Genomic DNA, 14,113 nt, shown 5'->3' with positions numbered 1-14,113 from the left:
GGCAGCATTGCGGCCGAACCGCAACGACGAAGCAAGTCTATTCGCTAATCACGATGCGCGTATTGTGAAGCCCGGCGTCAGCCGCCATCGCAAAGAAGGTGGCGGCATTGCGGGTATCGAGCCGAACGCAGCCATGCGATGCCGGCCGGCCGAGCCGCCGCACCTCATAGGTGCCGTGAATGGCATAGCCGCCATTGAAGAACACAGCGTAAGGCATCGGCGCATCGTCATATTTCTTCGAGCGGTGATCCCTGGACAGCCATTTGGCCGTGTAGGAGCCGGTCGGCGTCACATATCCCCTGCGCGCCGTCGACACTCGCCAGCGATACTTCAGAGCTCCATCCTCGGAAACGGTCATTGTCTGCGATCGAAGATCGACCACTGCAAGAACAGTCCCGGCTTGGGCCGAAACGGTGTGGAATTGAATGCACAGGCACGCCGTTACTGCGAACACGATACGCTTCATCTTGCCCCTCCGACTGTTTGCTTCCTTATGAAGCAATTCAGACGATGGGAGATTCTATCGCTATGCGGATTATACCAAATTAATACATATAGTGAGCGATTGCTTAATTTAGAGACACTCACAAGAGCAGCAGGAAACCCAGGAAAGCGAGAAGCGTCAGCATCGTGCAGGCGGAATAGAATATGGAAATGCCGGCTTCGATATCGTTGACGGTAGCAGTATCGCGGCCGGAGCCGTTGATCATCGGCTCGCGAACGAGCTCACCGCCATAGATTCGCGGACCTGCAAGCTGAATATCGAGCGCGCCAGCCATAGCCGCCTCAGGCCGGCCAGAGTTGGGCGAACGGTGCAGCCCACCATCGCGGACGGCGATGCGGATCGCATTTCCAAGCGCGGAGATTCCGCGCTTCACCAGAGCGCCGGCGGCGATCAACAGGATGGAGAGACGCGCGGCCGGCCAGTTGGCGATATCGTCGAGACGCGCGGCAGCCCGGCCGAAATCGACATAAGTCTCAGATTTGTGCCCGATCATCGAATCGGCAGTGTTCAGCATCTTGTAGAAAAACAGGCCCGGAAGCCCGAAGAACCCGTACCATAAGGCGGGCGCGACGACGCCGTCGGAAAAATTCTCGGCAAGACTTTCGATGGCCGCGCGGCAGATACCCGGCTCATCCAGCGTCTCGGGATCGCGGCCGACGATGCGCGATACGGCAAGACGGCCGCCGTCCAGACCATCGGAGCGCAACGCTCGCGATACCTCGCCGACGTGATCGCCAAGGCTCTTCTGCGCCATGAAAACCGCCACCAATCCTGCCTCTACCAATATGCCGAGCCAGCCGAAAAAGGCGAGAAATCCATGAATAGCCCAGCCAGCGATGGCAGCGCCCATCAGCAATGCGACGATCGACATCAGCCCATTACGACGACGGAGCACGCCCGGCAGATGCTTTGCATTGAACCGTTGATCGAAAGCCGAAATCGCCTTGCCGAACAGTACGACCGGATGCGGAAAGCGCTGCCAAAGCCAGTCGGGATCACCGACGAAGCGGTCAAGCAGTAAGGCAAGGACCAGAATGAGCAAATGTTCGTCGGCGGTCATGTCGAATAGTCCTCTAGTGCCCCGGCGAGTCTTTGATCGGCTTCCTCATCCGGAGCAAGCCCGAAGCGCAGCCAATTGCGGGCGTAATCGAACTTGCGGACGAGAATATGATGACGGCAGAGACGCGTATATATGCCCTCGGCCCGGTCGTCTGCAACAAGAGCAAACAGCGCCGTACCTCCCGCAGCCTGCAGCTTTCCGCGGCGAAGAATCGTCTGCAGCGCCGAATGCCTTTGAAGAATGCGGTTTAGGATGGCGCTTGTATCGCTTTCCATCAGGGAGGCAGCAATCGAAAGAGCCGGCCCGGAAACCGCCCAAGGGCCGAGCCAATCCTCGAAACGGGTCAGGATCGCGGCCTCGGCAATCACGAACCCGAGCCGAAGTCCGGCCAGGCCAAAAAACTTTCCGAACGAACGGAAGATGATCAGATTCGGCATTGATGCGGCAAGAGGCGCCACGCTCGCCGCCGGCTCCATATCGCCGAAGGCCTCGTCGACAAGAAGGAGCCCGCCTTGGCTCCGTAGCCTGTCATGCAAATCCCGCAACTGGTCGATGGGCAACATCCGCCCATCAGGATTGTTGGGATTGACGGCAATGATCAGCCTGTCATCGGCGGTAAGTTCGGCAACGGTCGAAACCTGGCGAACCTGCAGGCCGGCCAACGTGAAGGCGCGCGCATATTCGCCATAGGTTGGCGAGAGGATCGCGACGCTGCCGTCACTCACGAGCCTTGGAAGCAATTGAATGACGGACTGCGTGCCGGGAACCGGCAGCGGCAGAATATCGCCGCTGCGGTAATAGCTCCTCGCCGCTTCTCGCGCCCGCTCCTGCAAATGCTGGTCAGGCAACCTGTGCCATGCCGCCACGGGGATTTCCGGTAATGTCACCGGATTGGGATTGATACCGGTCGATAGATCCAGCCATTCCTCCGGACGCCCACCATACTGACGCGCAGCAGCCGTGATGCCGCCTCCGTGGACGATCCTGTTGGTCATGCGGCTTCACCGGCTAGATCGATCAAGTGCATGTAGGAGCCGGCGACATTGCCGCGTTGCAGACCGGCGGCACCGAGATCGACATTAAGTGCATCCGTGACTGCAAACAGGCGGTCCGCCTCGCCTTCCGATACGATGGTCGAATAATGAAACTCATGCGCCGTCATCGGCTTGTCGAAGAAGGAGCCAGCAAGCGGCATTACGCGCCGATAGCCAAGATGGCGCTGTCGTTTCTCATAGCTGGTAACGACTGGCAGAAGACCGAGCATTTGATGGCGGGTACCTGCCGCATCCACAACCCCCTCGCCGAGCACCATATAGCCGCCACACTCGCCATAGATGCGTGCTCCGCGCGCCGCGGCCGCCTTCACGCCATCCTTGAAATGCTGGGCGGCAGCAAGCTTTTCGGCGTGCAATTCCGGATAGCCGCCCGGGAGATAGATGGCATCGGCATCAGCCGAGGGAACTTCATCCGCGAGCGGAGAAAAGAAGGATATTTCCGCGCCGCGCCGCTTCCAGCCGAGCAGCATATGCTCATAGCAGAAGGCGAATGCGATATCTCTTGCCACCGCAATGCGCTGGCCGAAGGGCATAAGCCGCGCAATATTGGCCGCGGAGGTGCGAACGAGATGCTGCTGCGCCGCCCGCAAGAGCAGATCGAAATCGCAGGCTTTCGAGACGACCTCTGCCGCCGCCTCGATAAATTGCTCAAGTGCCCCATGCTCTCCCGCCTGCACAAGACCGAGATGCCGCTCTGGCAATGCTAGGCTTGCATCACTGCGGATAACGGCAACGACGGGCATCCGCGCCGCATTCAACGCCTGACGCAGCATTTTCTCGTGCCTATCGCTGGCAACACGATTGAGAACGACGCCGGCAATGCGGATATCGGCGCGAAAATTGGCAAAGCCACTGACGATGGCCGCAACAGACTGCGACATACGCGAGCAGTCGACGACGAGCAGGACGGAAAGACCGAGCAAAGCGGCAAGATCGGCGGGCGTGCCCGTACCATCGGCAGCACCATCGAAGAGCCCCATCATCCCCTCGATGACAAGCATGCGCCCTCCGGCGCGATGAAGCGCGGCATTCGCTGAAATCAGTTCGGCGCGCATCGCCCAGGGATCGAAATTGAGGCAGGGCGATCCAACCGCCGCGGCGTGAAATGCGGGATCGATATAATCGGGTCCAGCCTTGCCAGGTGCGATCGCAACACCCCTGTTTCTCAATGCCCGCAGCAAACCAAGCGTGAAGGTGGTCTTGCCGGAGCCTGATGAGGGTGCCGCGATCAGAAGTCCGCTCATGCCGGCACCTTGCGTCCGCTCTCGCTCTGCCTTTCGCTCGGCGATACCAGCGTGCGACCAGAAAGCGCGCCCAGCCAGTCGAGCGATGGCCGCAGTTTCACCACTTCGCCGACGACAACGATGACTGGCGGCTCGAGACCAGAGGCTTCGACATCGGCAGGCGCACGCCCAAGCGTCGTCTCCAGCACTTGCTGGGAGGGCGTGGCCGCATTGCAGACGAAGGCAACAGGTTCGTCCGCCGAACGGCCGGCGACAATGAGATTCGTGCTGATCTGCGCGATATGCTTCATCGCCATATACATGACGATAACGGGCGATCCCTTGCCGATAGCCTCCCAATTAATGGCGTCAGGCACCACGCCGGACGAATCATGGCCGGTCAGGAAGGTAACGGCATGGTTGACGTCCCGATGGGTAACCGGAATACCGGCATAGGCAAGACCGCCGATTCCGGCCGTGATGCCGGGCACGATGCGGAAGGGAATGCCGTGCTGAACGAGCATCAGCGCCTCCTCGCCGCCGCGTCCGAAAACGAAGGGATCGCCGCCTTTGAGGCGCAGAACGCGCTTGCCGGCCCGCGCCAGTTCCACTAGCCGCAGGGAAATGTCCCGCTGCTTGGCCGACGGCTTGCCGCCGCGCTTGCCGGCATATTCCAGCACCGCGCCCGAACGGGCGAGCTTTAGGCAATCTTCATTGACGAGCGCGTCGTGCACGATGACATCTGCCTCGGCCAACCCCTTGGCGGCCAGCAGGGTCAAAAGCCCCGGATCGCCCGGTCCGGCGCCAACGAGCCAGACCGACCCCGGCTCCAGGGCCGGCAGAGTGGAAAAAGCGATATCGTTCATCCCATGTGTCCTATGCCCGGATGGGCGAAATTGCAATGTTGAGAACGGGATAAGGCGATCTCGGTTCGACATCGCTCCCATTGCGGACATTACGTCACGCAACTCCTCGACATGAGCGACAGCACGCTATGAGCTTTTCCAACCACGACAGGAAACGAAAATCGGGTTTGCCAATCGCATGACGCTCCGCACTCGATATTTCCGGACACTCAAATAGGCTCTTGATAGAGCTGGAAAATGGTCTTCAGCGAATTGTGAAGGGGCGTTGCCGCCCCTTCACAGGGTTTAATGCTGTACCTTGCCCAGAATCACGTCGCGGATCAGGTCGAGAACCTGCTGCGAGCGAATACCGGTGCAGGCGATCTGGCTGGGCAGATTATCCCAATCGCCCGGCGGAAAGCGGCGGCCGTCCTGCTTGATAATAGTCTGACCATCGGCGATCCCGCCGCAGACGACGCGGATCGATCCCTCGATCGTGTCGAACAGCTCGGGCGCCACGATATAGACGCAGGCGCAGCTGTCGTGGACCATCATGCCGTCTTCGACCGCATGCTTGTAGAAATCGATGTAGGACTGCGACAGGTCGGCCAGGAGCTGCACCGAAGGTCCGCCCGCTTTTGCCATATCAGCGAGATAGCCGCGGCTCATGGTCGTCACCGACGTCACATCGAGACCGACCACGACGACTTTCCAGGCCGCCGTCATGATGAAATCGGCAGCTTCCGGATCACCGTGAATATTGGCTTCAGCGACGGGAGAAACATTGCCCGGCACATAGAAATTGCCCCCCATGATGACCACGCCCTTCACGAGCTTGGCAATCTCGGGATCATGCTTCAGCGCCAAAGCGAGATTGGTCATGCGGCCGACGGCGACTAGGGTCACCTCACCCGGATGGGCGCGAACCGTGTCGATGATGAATTGATAGGCGGGGCGCGGATCGGTCGGCAGGTCGATCGTTTCAGGCACGTCGATATCGCCGAGACCGTTATGGCCGTGAACCATCGTCGGCCAGGGGCGCTCGTGCCGCGAAGAATCGAAGGTAACGCTGGCGCCTCGCGCGACCGGACACGGAATATTCCACTCGCGCTTCAGGAACAGCGCGTTACGCGTCGTCGTGTCTACGGAGGCATTGCCGAAAACCGTCGTCACGCCGAGAAGGTCGATACCCGGGTGACGATGCAGAAAGAGAAGCGCCATGGCGTCATCGACGCCAGGATCGGTATCATAAATGACCTTATGCATGATTTTTCCTTACCAACATATTGAATAAGCTTGATCTTCCGGAAATTTACTTCGCTTGGGACCAGCGCTTGACCTACCGGCATACACGAGAACAGGCGGCGGTGAAATGCCGTCGAGATCTGCCGCTGATCATTTCCGAGACTTGCGTTGCGAATTCGCTACTCAGGCAATCCTGGCGATCGCCGCCGTAGCAAAGCCGGACTTGATCTTGGGAAGCACGAGCTCGGAATCAGGGCCTGCGGCCGCCAGCGCTGCAGCCTCTGCAACGCCGTGACAACCGACGTGGGCGAAAACAATCTCGGACGGGTTCTTCAGTCTGGGTGTCTCCCGCTCCAGTGCAGCCGCCTTGAAGAAGCGTGCCGGGAGGCGAAAATGCATGGCTGTCTCGAGGATGGCTGGTTCATCCATGCGCGTGTCGATTGATACAACGGCCAGAACCTGATCCCTCCCGATCCCGACCTCCTGGAATGCCCTTTCCGCAAGCATCCGCACTTCATTCCAGTCCGTGCCGCGCTCGCACCCAAGACCCAGAAGATAGCGGCGGGTGGAATCGGCATAGATCGTCATATTCGCTCCCAGCAGCATCGACCGATAGAACAGCTGTAGCGGGCAGCTTTCGACACGTCAATTTCGCCTGGTGTGTCCTGATAGCAATTGCCTTGCGGCGGGCGAAGTGCCAGAAGGCCGCTGATTTCCCCGCCTCCGAGTTCCCGCCTTGCCAGATATTACATTTCAACTCCTGCTTTTGCTCTTTGCCGCCGCGTTCTTCGCCGGTTTCGTCGATTCCATTGCGGGCGGCGGTGGGCTGATTACCGTGCCTGCCATGCTGTTGGCCGGTATTCCGCCGCTGCAGACGCTTGGCACGAATAAGGTGCAGTCGATCTGCGGCGCGGCTTCGGCAACGATCGCTTATGCCCGGCAGGGACACGTCAAACTTCGCGAGCAGCTTCCCATGGCGTTGATGGCAGTCATCGGCGGCATGCTCGGCGCGATGCTTGCGACCATCATGCCCAGCCAGGTCCTGCGCATCATTCTGCCCTTCCTGCTGATCGCAATCGCGCTCTATTTCGCCCTGAAACCCAATCTCGGCGATGTTGAAAAGCATAGGCGCATGAGCGCTGGGCTTTTCGGCGTGACGCTGGTGCCATTGATCGGCTTTTATGACGGCGCCTTCGGCCCCGGAACCGGTTCGTTCTTGATGCTCGCCTTCGTCACACTCGCTGGCTTCGGCCTGCTGAAGGCGACTGCGCATACGAAGCTGCTCAATTTCGGCTCGAATCTCGGCGGCCTGATCGTCTTCATCTTCTCCGGTGCCATCCTCTGGAAAGTCGGACTGACGATGGGGTTCGGCCAATTTCTCGGCGCGCAGCTCGGCTCGCGGCTTGCCATGCGCATTGGTGCGAAATTGATCAAGCCGCTGCTCGTCATCGTCTGCATCGCCTTTGCGATCAAGCTGCTGGCGGATCCCACCCATCCCGTCAGGATCTGGCTTGGACTGTAAGAAACGCGCCTTTGATTACCTCCGACGTAATTGATAGTGCTTCGGTACGCGCCGATGATCGCCCTGCCTGAACGGTTCAGGCGATCCAAAGGAGTTGACCGATGACTGACGCGAACACCATTGCAGACCGCTACATCGCAATCTGGAACGAGGCAGATGCCGACCGCCGGCGCGCGCTCATCGCCGAGGCATGGACGGAAGACTGCAGCTATGTCGACCCGATGATGCGCGCGGACAATCGTGAAGAAATCCACGCGCTGGTCACGGCGGCGCACGAGCGCTTCCCCGGCTTCCGCTTCACGCTCATCACGAACGGCGATCGCCACGGCGACAATCTTCGCTTCTCCTGGGGCTTCGGTCCGGCCGATGCCGAACCGCTGATCAAGGGCACGGATTTCGCCATCCTCGAAGGCGAGCGACTGAAATCCGTTCACGGCTTCATCGATCAGCTGCCGGCTGCCGCATGATGAACCCGGCCCGCTCTCTCGGCGATCATCTGCGCGAATGGCGGCAACGCCGCCGCCTGAGCCAGCTCGAATTCGCCCTTGAAGCCGATATATCGCAGCGACATCTGAGCTTCATCGAGAGCGGGCGGGCGCTTCCAAGCCGCGAGATGCTGATGCATCTCGCCGAAAGGCTAGAGGTGCCGTTGCGCGAACGCAATCCAATGCTCCTGGCAGCCGGATTTGCGCCGGTCTTTCCAGAGCGCAAACTGGATGATCCGGCGCTTGCTCCGGCACGACGTGCCATCGACATGCTTCTAAAGGGACACGAGCCCTTCCCAGCCCTAGCCGTAGACCGGCATTGGACGCTGATCGCCGCCAATGCCGCCGTCGCTCCGCTGCTTGCCGGTGTCCTCGATACCTCGTTGACCGAGACACCAATTAATGTTCTGCGATTGAGCCTGCATCCTCAAGGTCTGGCATCCCGCATCGCCAATCTACCCGAATGGCGCGCACATCTCTTGGAGCGCCTACGCCAACAGATATCGGTATCCGGCGATCCGGTTCTGATAAAATTGCTTGCAGAACTATCAGTTTATCCGGTACCGCCTGCACCGAAATCGGCGGCTCCGGAACGAGATTTCGCAGGCATCGCCGTGCCTCTGGAGCTTGTCACCGAAGCGGGACATCTATCGTTTCTATCCACCACGACGGTCTTCGGAACGCCCGTCGACGTCACACTGTCGGAACTCGCGATCGAGTCCTTCTTTCCTGCAAACCCGCAGACGGCGGAAGCGCTGAAGGCGATGCTGCCGGGCAGCTAAACGCCCGGCAAGCGATCAGAACTCGACGCCCGGCTGCCCTTTGATGCCGGAGCGGAAGGGATGCTTGATCAATTCCATCTCTGTGACGAGATCGGCAATCTCGATCAGCTCTTCCTTGGCGTTGCGGCCCGTCAGAACCACATGAGTCATGTAGGGCTTCTCGTTCTTGAGGAACTCAATCACTTCGTTGATGTCGAGATAGTCATAGCGCAGCGCGATGTTGATCTCATCCAGCAGCACCATGGAATTGCGCTCGTCGCGGATCAGCTCCTTGGCCTTTTCCCATGCGGCCGAGGCCGCCGCCACATCGCGGGCGCGGTCCTGCGTCTCCCATGTGAAGCCCTCACCCATGGTATGGAACTGGCAGAGATCGGAGAAATGCTTCTCGATCAGATCGCGCTCACCGGTCCACATGGCGCCCTTGATGAACTGCACGACGGCGCTCGGCTTTCCATGAGCAATATGGCGGAAGATCATGCCGAAGGCGGAGGAAGACTTTCCCTTGCCCTTGCCTGTGTGGACGATGATCAGACCCTTCTCATCGTTTTTGGTCGCCATGATCTTGTCGCGCGCGGCCTTCTTCTTGGCCATCTTGTCGGCGTGACGGGCATCGTCGTTCTTCGGTGCATCCGTGCCGGTTTCGGCCAATTCGTCGCTCATTGCGTTCTCCCTGATATGATCGATTTCTGTGCCAGCGGGCCGCCGCGCCAGAGGTACAGCGCGACAAGCGGCTGGTCTTCCGTGCGCATCGCGTGGCGGATATTCGAGGGGTGATGGATAATCTCGCCTGACCAGTGTGGCAGGAACGGCTGAGCGTCCTTGCTCCATAGCGAGCCGTCGGTCAGAGGGATATAGATCTCCTCCGCCTCGTGATGATGGTTCGGATAATGCACATTGGGACCAAGCAGCAGAAAGCCGCCGGCCATCTCCTCGCTCGCAAAATGGCCGCGCGTGCCGAACAGCTCGACCCAGCCATATCGCTGCAGAAAGTCTGCGCCGAAATCTGTGATGCTGTAGGTCTGGGCCCAATGCAGCTCGTTCGCGGCTTGAAAGAGCCTGTCGAACAGCACGCCTTCTGCACCCTCCCCCAACCGATCATGCTTCCGAAGGTAATCGACGACGGGCAAGCCGTGCGTCGCAAGCGAGCGCGGTTGCGCCGGCCAGTCAAAGCCTTCCACGAAATGCTGCAGCATCAGATCGCTGCGCGACAGCACGTAATCCCGAAAACCAACCAGAAGCTCGTCGATCGCACTCATTCCGCCGCGTCCTTGCCCTTATCCAGGCTTTCCAGATCGAACCGCGCCGAATTGCTTCTCGGCGTCCAGAGCTGGCGATCGATCGCCTCAAGCAGACGTTCGCGCATGTCCCGAAGTGCTGCCGGATTCTTCTCCGCCATGAAATCGCGCACGCCCTGGTCGGCGACGAAGGCCTGATAGACGGCCTCGAAATGATGATTGCGCACAGCACCCGTCGTCGCGGCAAAGGCAAAGAGATAGTCGACCGTTGCCGCGATCTCGAAGGCGCCCTTGTAGCCGTGGCGCATGATACCCTCGATCCACTTGGGATTGACGACGCGCCCGCGCACCACACGGCCGATCTCCTCTTCGAGCGAGCGGATCACAGGCTTCTCCGGCCTCGAATGATCGTTGTGGTAGATCGAGGGACGCGCACCGCCGAGCTGCTCGGCCGCCGCCGCCATGCCGCCCTCGAACTGATAATAATCGTCGCTGTCGAGCAGGTCATGCTCGCGATTGTCCTGGTTCTGCACGACCGCCTGGATCGAACGCAACCGCTCCTCGAAGACGCCCCGTTCGGCTCTTCCTTCTTCGCCAGCACCATAGGCATAACTGCCCCAGACGAGATAGGCCTCGGCCAAATCGGCACGCCGCTCCCATCCCTTCTCGTCGATGAGCGCCTGCAGACCGGCACCGTAGGCTCCGGGCTTGGAGCCGAAGATGCGATAGCCGGCCCTGCGGCTAGCGGAGACCGTATCGAGGCCGGCGGCTTCGAGCCGCGCGATCTCGCCCCGCATGCGCGCCGCAATGGGATTATCCGCAGCATCTTCATCAAGCATGCCGACGGCACGGATTGCCTTGTCGAACAAGGCGATCTGCTCGGGAAAGGCATCGCGGAAAAAGCCTGAGATACGCAACGTAACATCGACACGCGGCCGGTTGAGCATTGCCGGCGCGATGATCTCGTAGCCGGTGACGCGGCGCGAGGTCATATCCCAGACGGGCTTGACGCCGATCAGCGCCAGCGCCTGCGCGATATCGTCGCCACCCGTGCGCATGTTCGACGTGCCCCAGGCCGTCAGTCCGAAGGAAACGGGCCATTCGCCATGGTCCTGCACGTAACGGCGGATCAGCAATTCGGCCGATTTCTTTCCAAGTTCGTAAGCCGCCGGCGTCGGCACGGCGCGACTATCGACCGAATAGAAGTTCCGCCCTGTCGGTAGAACATCCGGTCGACCGCGTGTCGGTGCGCCGGATGGTCCGGGAGGTACGAAACGGCCGTCGAGGCCTTTGAGCAGAGCTGAGATCTCCGCATCGCCACAAGCGAGGATGGAAGGCTGGAGTTTCGAGGCGATTTCGTCGAGGACCACGCGGGTGTTCGGCCAGTTGTCGGGGCAGGCTATTTCGCCGTCCACGAGCTTTGCGGCCAGCAGTTCGATACGCTCGACGGTATCGCCCTGGGTGCGCCAGGGGGCATCCGAGACATCTTGGAGGATCGTCGGGCGCGGGCCTGTCCATTCGGTGGCCATGTCGCAATCCAAAGGATCGAATGGCTTCTGTGGAGAGATACCCCCCTCTGTCAGCTTTGCTGACATCTCCCCTACAAGGGGGGAGATTGGAGGGAATATGTCGCTCGGCCGTCCCAAATCTTTATTAACAGCATCGGCGAATCCGATCTCGGTTTGATGCGAGAGCGTGCCACGCCTTACCGATCTCCCCCCTAGTGGGGGAGATGTCGCGAACGCGACAGAGGGGGTTACCGTACCCTCCCCACGCTCCACACCCTCAAAAGCATCCCGAGCAATCGCCCGCTGCAAGCTGTGATCGCCACCCTCGCCCAGGCCGCGCGGCACCCTTGCCAGCGCCACCGTCAAATCCGTCAGTAGCCGCCCGGAAGGCGAAACACCGAAAATATGCAGGCCATCGCGGATCTGCATTTCCTTGAGATCGCAGAGATAGGCGTCGAGCTTGCGCAATGCCTCGTCTTCACCCTCGCCCTTGGCGATGCCCGCATCCTGATCCAGCCCGATATCGGCGACAAGATCGAGGATTTGCTTGCGCAGCAGACGGATGCGGCGCGGATCGCCGCCCGAGGCCTCGTAATATTCGTCGACCAGCGCCTCCAGATCCTTCAGTGGACCATAGCTTTCGGCGCGTGTCAGTGGCGGCGTCAGGTGGTCGATGATGACGGCGCTCGTGCGACGCTTGGCCTGCGTACCCTCGCCCGGATCGTTGACGATGAAAGGATAGAGGTTCGGCAGCGGCCCGAGAATGGCTTCCGGATAACAGCTTTCCGACAGTGCCAGCGCCTTGCCCGGCAGCCATTCGAGATTACCGTGCTTCCCCATGTGGATGACCGCATGCGCGTCGAAAGAACGGCGCAGGAAGGCATAGAAAGCGAGATAGCTGTGCGGCGGCACGAGATCGGGAGAGTGGTAGCTCTCCTTCGGATCGATATTGTAACCGCGAGCCGGCTGGATGCCGACAAGTACATCGCCAAAGTGCGCGAACGGCAGGGCGAATCCGCTGTCGAGCGCGTAAGGGTCCGCCGCAGGCTCGCCCCAGCGTGCCATGATCTCATCCTGAATCTGTTTGGGAAGCGACGAGAAGAAATCCTTGTAGTCGCTAAAAGAAAGCCTCTCGCGAACGACGCGGCCATCATGCCCCGAATTTGTCGGCCCTTCCGCCAGATGCCGCATCAGCGCATCGCCGTCGGCAGGCAGATCGGCAATGCCGTAACCCACCGCCCGCATCGCCCTCAGCACCTCGATCGTGCCGGCCGGCGTATCCAACCCGACGCCATTACCCAGGCGCCCATCGCGATTGGGATAGTTTGCCATCACGAGCGCAACGCGGCGATCTCCGGGCGGCGTTTTGCGCAGCCGCGCCCAATTGGCGGCGAGCCGCGCCGTATAGCGCATGCGATCCTCGAGCGGTTCGCTGGCGACGATATTGGCCTCGACCCGCTCGTCGTAGCGAGCAGCAGCCTTGAAGGACACAGCGCGCGCAAGGACACGCCCATCGACCTCGGGCAAAGCCACATTCATGCCGAGATCGCGGGCCGAAAGCCCCTGCGAGGATGCCTCCCATGCCTCCTTCGATGAAGCAGAGAAGATGGCTTGCAGAACCACGGTATCACTCGTTTCCAGCACCGTCGCCTGACGATCCGCGCCCGGCGCCGAAACGGCAAAGCCAGTGGTATTGATGACCACGCTTGGTTTCAGCTCCATAAAGACGCTTTCGAGAATGCCGACCGACACGGCATCCTTGAGGCTATAGGCAAAGACCGGCAACGGCCGCATGCCCTCGGCGATAAGAGCCTCTATCATAGCTTCGACCGGCTTCGTCTCTCCGCTCTGGACGAGCGCGCGATAGAAGGAAATCGCGACGGTCGGGGCCTTGAGGTCCACCAATGGCTTTTCTGCTTGTAACGCCCCCTCACCCGGCGTTGGCGCGCCACCCTCTCCCCGCTGGGGCGAGGGGAAATTCGCCGCACTCTCAGCATCTACCTTCTCCCCTCGGGGAGAAGGTGCCCGAAGGGCGGATGAGGGGGTACCGTCGCATAACGCAGAAACGTTCCGCCACTCCTCGACGCCGATCACGCCCCGGCCCGGCCACCAGATGCCGGCCTTCATCAAAGGTACGGCAGGCATCGGCTTCTCGCCACCCGAGAGCATCGCCTCGGCATAGACAAGAAACGCCCGTGAATTCGTCTCACCGCCCTCGATCAGATAGGACCAGAGCGCGTTGAGATCATCGAGAGCGACGTTGGAGAATGGCATCAGCCCCGGATCGGGTTTCGAATCTCCCGGCAAGACTGCGATCAAGGCACCCTGGCGCGCCGCGCAGGCGTGCAGCGCTTCCAGAGCATAATGGAAGTAACTCGCCCCTCCCAGCGCCCGCACGATGATGAGCTTCGCATGCCGAGCCGTCCTGTCGACATAGGTATCGACGGACATCGGATGCTTGAGGCTCATCAGGCTCGCAAGCCGAAGGGAACGATCGCCCTCACCATGCGCTGCGGCAATCGCCGCAAGCTCGGTATCGGCAGCCGACAGAAAGAGGATATCGCCGGGCGACTGCCCGAGATCGATCGCCTCCTCGCCGTCGCTGATCGTTCCCTTTTGAGCCAGGAGGAGATGCATCAGGCGTCAGA

At 60.5% G+C, this 14,113-nt stretch carries 13 protein-coding genes; 3 read left to right on the top strand and 10 right to left on the bottom strand.

Annotated elements, in window-relative coordinates; all coding sequences use genetic code 11:
- Window positions 1-37: 37 nt before the first annotated feature.
- The 7 genes from AC13RM_RS15740 to AC13RM_RS15710 all read right to left on the bottom strand — a co-directional run bounded on the left by AC13RM_RS15740 (window position 38) and on the right by AC13RM_RS15710 (window position 6,521).
- The gene (locus tag AC13RM_RS15740; RefSeq protein ID WP_488555257.1) at window positions 38-466 is read right to left on the bottom strand and encodes a L,D-transpeptidase; all 429 of its coding nucleotides are present in this window, start codon (window positions 464-466) and stop codon (window positions 38-40) included.
- A gap of 118 nt (window positions 467-584) precedes the next feature.
- Window positions 585-1,565, bottom strand: a complete 981-nt coding sequence (gene cbiB / locus AC13RM_RS15735) for an adenosylcobinamide-phosphate synthase CbiB (RefSeq protein WP_488555256.1) — start codon at window positions 1,563-1,565, stop codon at window positions 585-587.
- Window positions 1,562-2,560, bottom strand: coding sequence for a threonine-phosphate decarboxylase CobD (gene cobD / locus AC13RM_RS15730; protein ID WP_488555255.1), 999 nt, complete (start codon window positions 2,558-2,560; stop codon window positions 1,562-1,564). Before cobD ends, cbiB begins: the two co-directional genes overlap by 4 nt.
- Complete coding sequence (locus tag AC13RM_RS15725) at window positions 2,557-3,864, bottom strand: cobyrinic acid a,c-diamide synthase CobB (protein ID WP_488555254.1); 1,308 nt, start codon at window positions 3,862-3,864, stop codon at window positions 2,557-2,559. Before AC13RM_RS15725 ends, cobD begins: the two co-directional genes overlap by 4 nt.
- Window positions 3,861-4,709: a uroporphyrinogen-III C-methyltransferase gene (cobA, locus tag AC13RM_RS15720; RefSeq protein ID WP_374817336.1), complete on the bottom strand. Its 849-nt coding sequence runs from the start codon at window positions 4,707-4,709 to the stop codon at window positions 3,861-3,863. Before cobA ends, AC13RM_RS15725 begins: the two co-directional genes overlap by 4 nt.
- A 285-nt stretch (window positions 4,710-4,994) precedes the next feature.
- Window positions 4,995-5,954, bottom strand: a complete 960-nt coding sequence (locus tag AC13RM_RS15715; RefSeq protein WP_285171508.1) for a nucleoside hydrolase — start codon at window positions 5,952-5,954, stop codon at window positions 4,995-4,997.
- 162 nt (window positions 5,955-6,116) lie between these two features.
- On the bottom strand, window positions 6,117-6,521 hold the full coding sequence (locus tag AC13RM_RS15710; protein WP_488555253.1) for a cobalamin biosynthesis protein: 405 nt from the start codon (window positions 6,519-6,521) through the stop codon (window positions 6,117-6,119).
- A gap of 148 nt (window positions 6,522-6,669) precedes the next feature.
- Between AC13RM_RS15710 and AC13RM_RS15705 the strand changes: the two genes are divergently transcribed.
- The 3 genes from AC13RM_RS15705 (at window position 6,670) to AC13RM_RS15695 (ending at window position 8,722) form a co-directional block, all read left to right on the top strand.
- Window positions 6,670-7,455, top strand: coding sequence for a TSUP family transporter (locus tag AC13RM_RS15705; protein WP_488555252.1), 786 nt, complete (start codon window positions 6,670-6,672; stop codon window positions 7,453-7,455).
- A gap of 101 nt (window positions 7,456-7,556) precedes the next feature.
- The gene (locus tag AC13RM_RS15700) at window positions 7,557-7,922 is read left to right on the top strand and encodes a nuclear transport factor 2 family protein (RefSeq protein ID WP_095435143.1); all 366 of its coding nucleotides are present in this window, start codon (window positions 7,557-7,559) and stop codon (window positions 7,920-7,922) included.
- Window positions 7,919-8,722 carry a helix-turn-helix domain-containing protein gene (locus tag AC13RM_RS15695; RefSeq protein ID WP_488555251.1) on the top strand — a complete coding sequence of 268 codons (804 nt, stop codon included), beginning with the start codon at window positions 7,919-7,921 and terminating at the stop codon, window positions 8,720-8,722. Before AC13RM_RS15700 ends, AC13RM_RS15695 begins: the two co-directional genes overlap by 4 nt.
- A 15-nt stretch (window positions 8,723-8,737) precedes the next feature.
- Here the strand turns inward: AC13RM_RS15695 and cobO are convergent, their stop codons facing one another.
- From cobO to cobN, 3 genes are read right to left on the bottom strand one after another with little or no spacing between them, the layout of a single operon-like run.
- The gene (gene cobO, locus AC13RM_RS15690) at window positions 8,738-9,382 is read right to left on the bottom strand and encodes a cob(I)yrinic acid a,c-diamide adenosyltransferase (protein ID WP_440478108.1); all 645 of its coding nucleotides are present in this window, start codon (window positions 9,380-9,382) and stop codon (window positions 8,738-8,740) included.
- Window positions 9,379-9,978: a dimethylsulfonioproprionate lyase family protein gene (locus AC13RM_RS15685; RefSeq protein WP_488555250.1), complete on the bottom strand. Its 600-nt coding sequence runs from the start codon at window positions 9,976-9,978 to the stop codon at window positions 9,379-9,381. Before AC13RM_RS15685 ends, cobO begins: the two co-directional genes overlap by 4 nt.
- A complete protein-coding gene (gene cobN, locus AC13RM_RS15680) occupies window positions 9,975-14,102 on the bottom strand; it encodes a cobaltochelatase subunit CobN (protein WP_488555249.1) in 4,128 nt (1,375 codons plus the stop codon). The genes AC13RM_RS15685 and cobN overlap by 4 nt, the downstream gene beginning before the upstream one ends.
- Window positions 14,103-14,113 lie beyond the last annotated feature (11 nt).

The organism is Martinezella sp. CNPSo 3732 (assembly GCF_057784515.1).
The sequence above is the reverse complement of the archived record's forward strand: the minus strand, read 5'-3'. Positions and strand labels throughout refer to the sequence as shown.

What these genes read in the sequence shown, in the direction of transcription:
- AC13RM_RS15710 (WP_488555253.1), bottom strand. Translation starts at nt 6,521, where the DNA reads ATGACGATCTATGCCGATTCCACCCGCCGCTATCTTCTGGGTCTTGGG.
- cbiB (WP_488555256.1), bottom strand. Translation starts at nt 1,565, where the DNA reads ATGACCGCCGACGAACATTTGCTCATTCTGGTCCTTGCCTTACTGCTT.
- cobA (WP_374817336.1), bottom strand. Translation starts at nt 4,709, where the DNA reads ATGAACGATATCGCTTTTTCCACTCTGCCGGCCCTGGAGCCGGGGTCG.
- cobD (WP_488555255.1), bottom strand. Translation starts at nt 2,560, where the DNA reads ATGACCAACAGGATCGTCCACGGAGGCGGCATCACGGCTGCTGCGCGT.
- cobO (WP_440478108.1), bottom strand. Translation starts at nt 9,382, where the DNA reads ATGAGCGACGAATTGGCCGAAACCGGCACGGATGCACCGAAGAACGAC.
- cobN (WP_488555249.1), bottom strand. Translation starts at nt 14,102, where the DNA reads ATGCATCTCCTCCTGGCTCAAAAGGGAACGATCAGCGACGGCGAGGAG.
- AC13RM_RS15715 (WP_285171508.1), bottom strand. Translation starts at nt 5,954, where the DNA reads ATGCATAAGGTCATTTATGATACCGATCCTGGCGTCGATGACGCCATG.
- AC13RM_RS15740 (WP_488555257.1), bottom strand. Translation starts at nt 466, where the DNA reads ATGAAGCGTATCGTGTTCGCAGTAACGGCGTGCCTGTGCATTCAATTC.
- AC13RM_RS15685 (WP_488555250.1), bottom strand. Translation starts at nt 9,978, where the DNA reads ATGAGTGCGATCGACGAGCTTCTGGTTGGTTTTCGGGATTACGTGCTG.
- AC13RM_RS15695 (WP_488555251.1), top strand. Translation starts at nt 7,919, where the DNA reads ATGATGAACCCGGCCCGCTCTCTCGGCGATCATCTGCGCGAATGGCGG.
- AC13RM_RS15725 (WP_488555254.1), bottom strand. Translation starts at nt 3,864, where the DNA reads ATGAGCGGACTTCTGATCGCGGCACCCTCATCAGGCTCCGGCAAGACC.
- AC13RM_RS15700 (WP_095435143.1), top strand. Translation starts at nt 7,557, where the DNA reads ATGACTGACGCGAACACCATTGCAGACCGCTACATCGCAATCTGGAAC.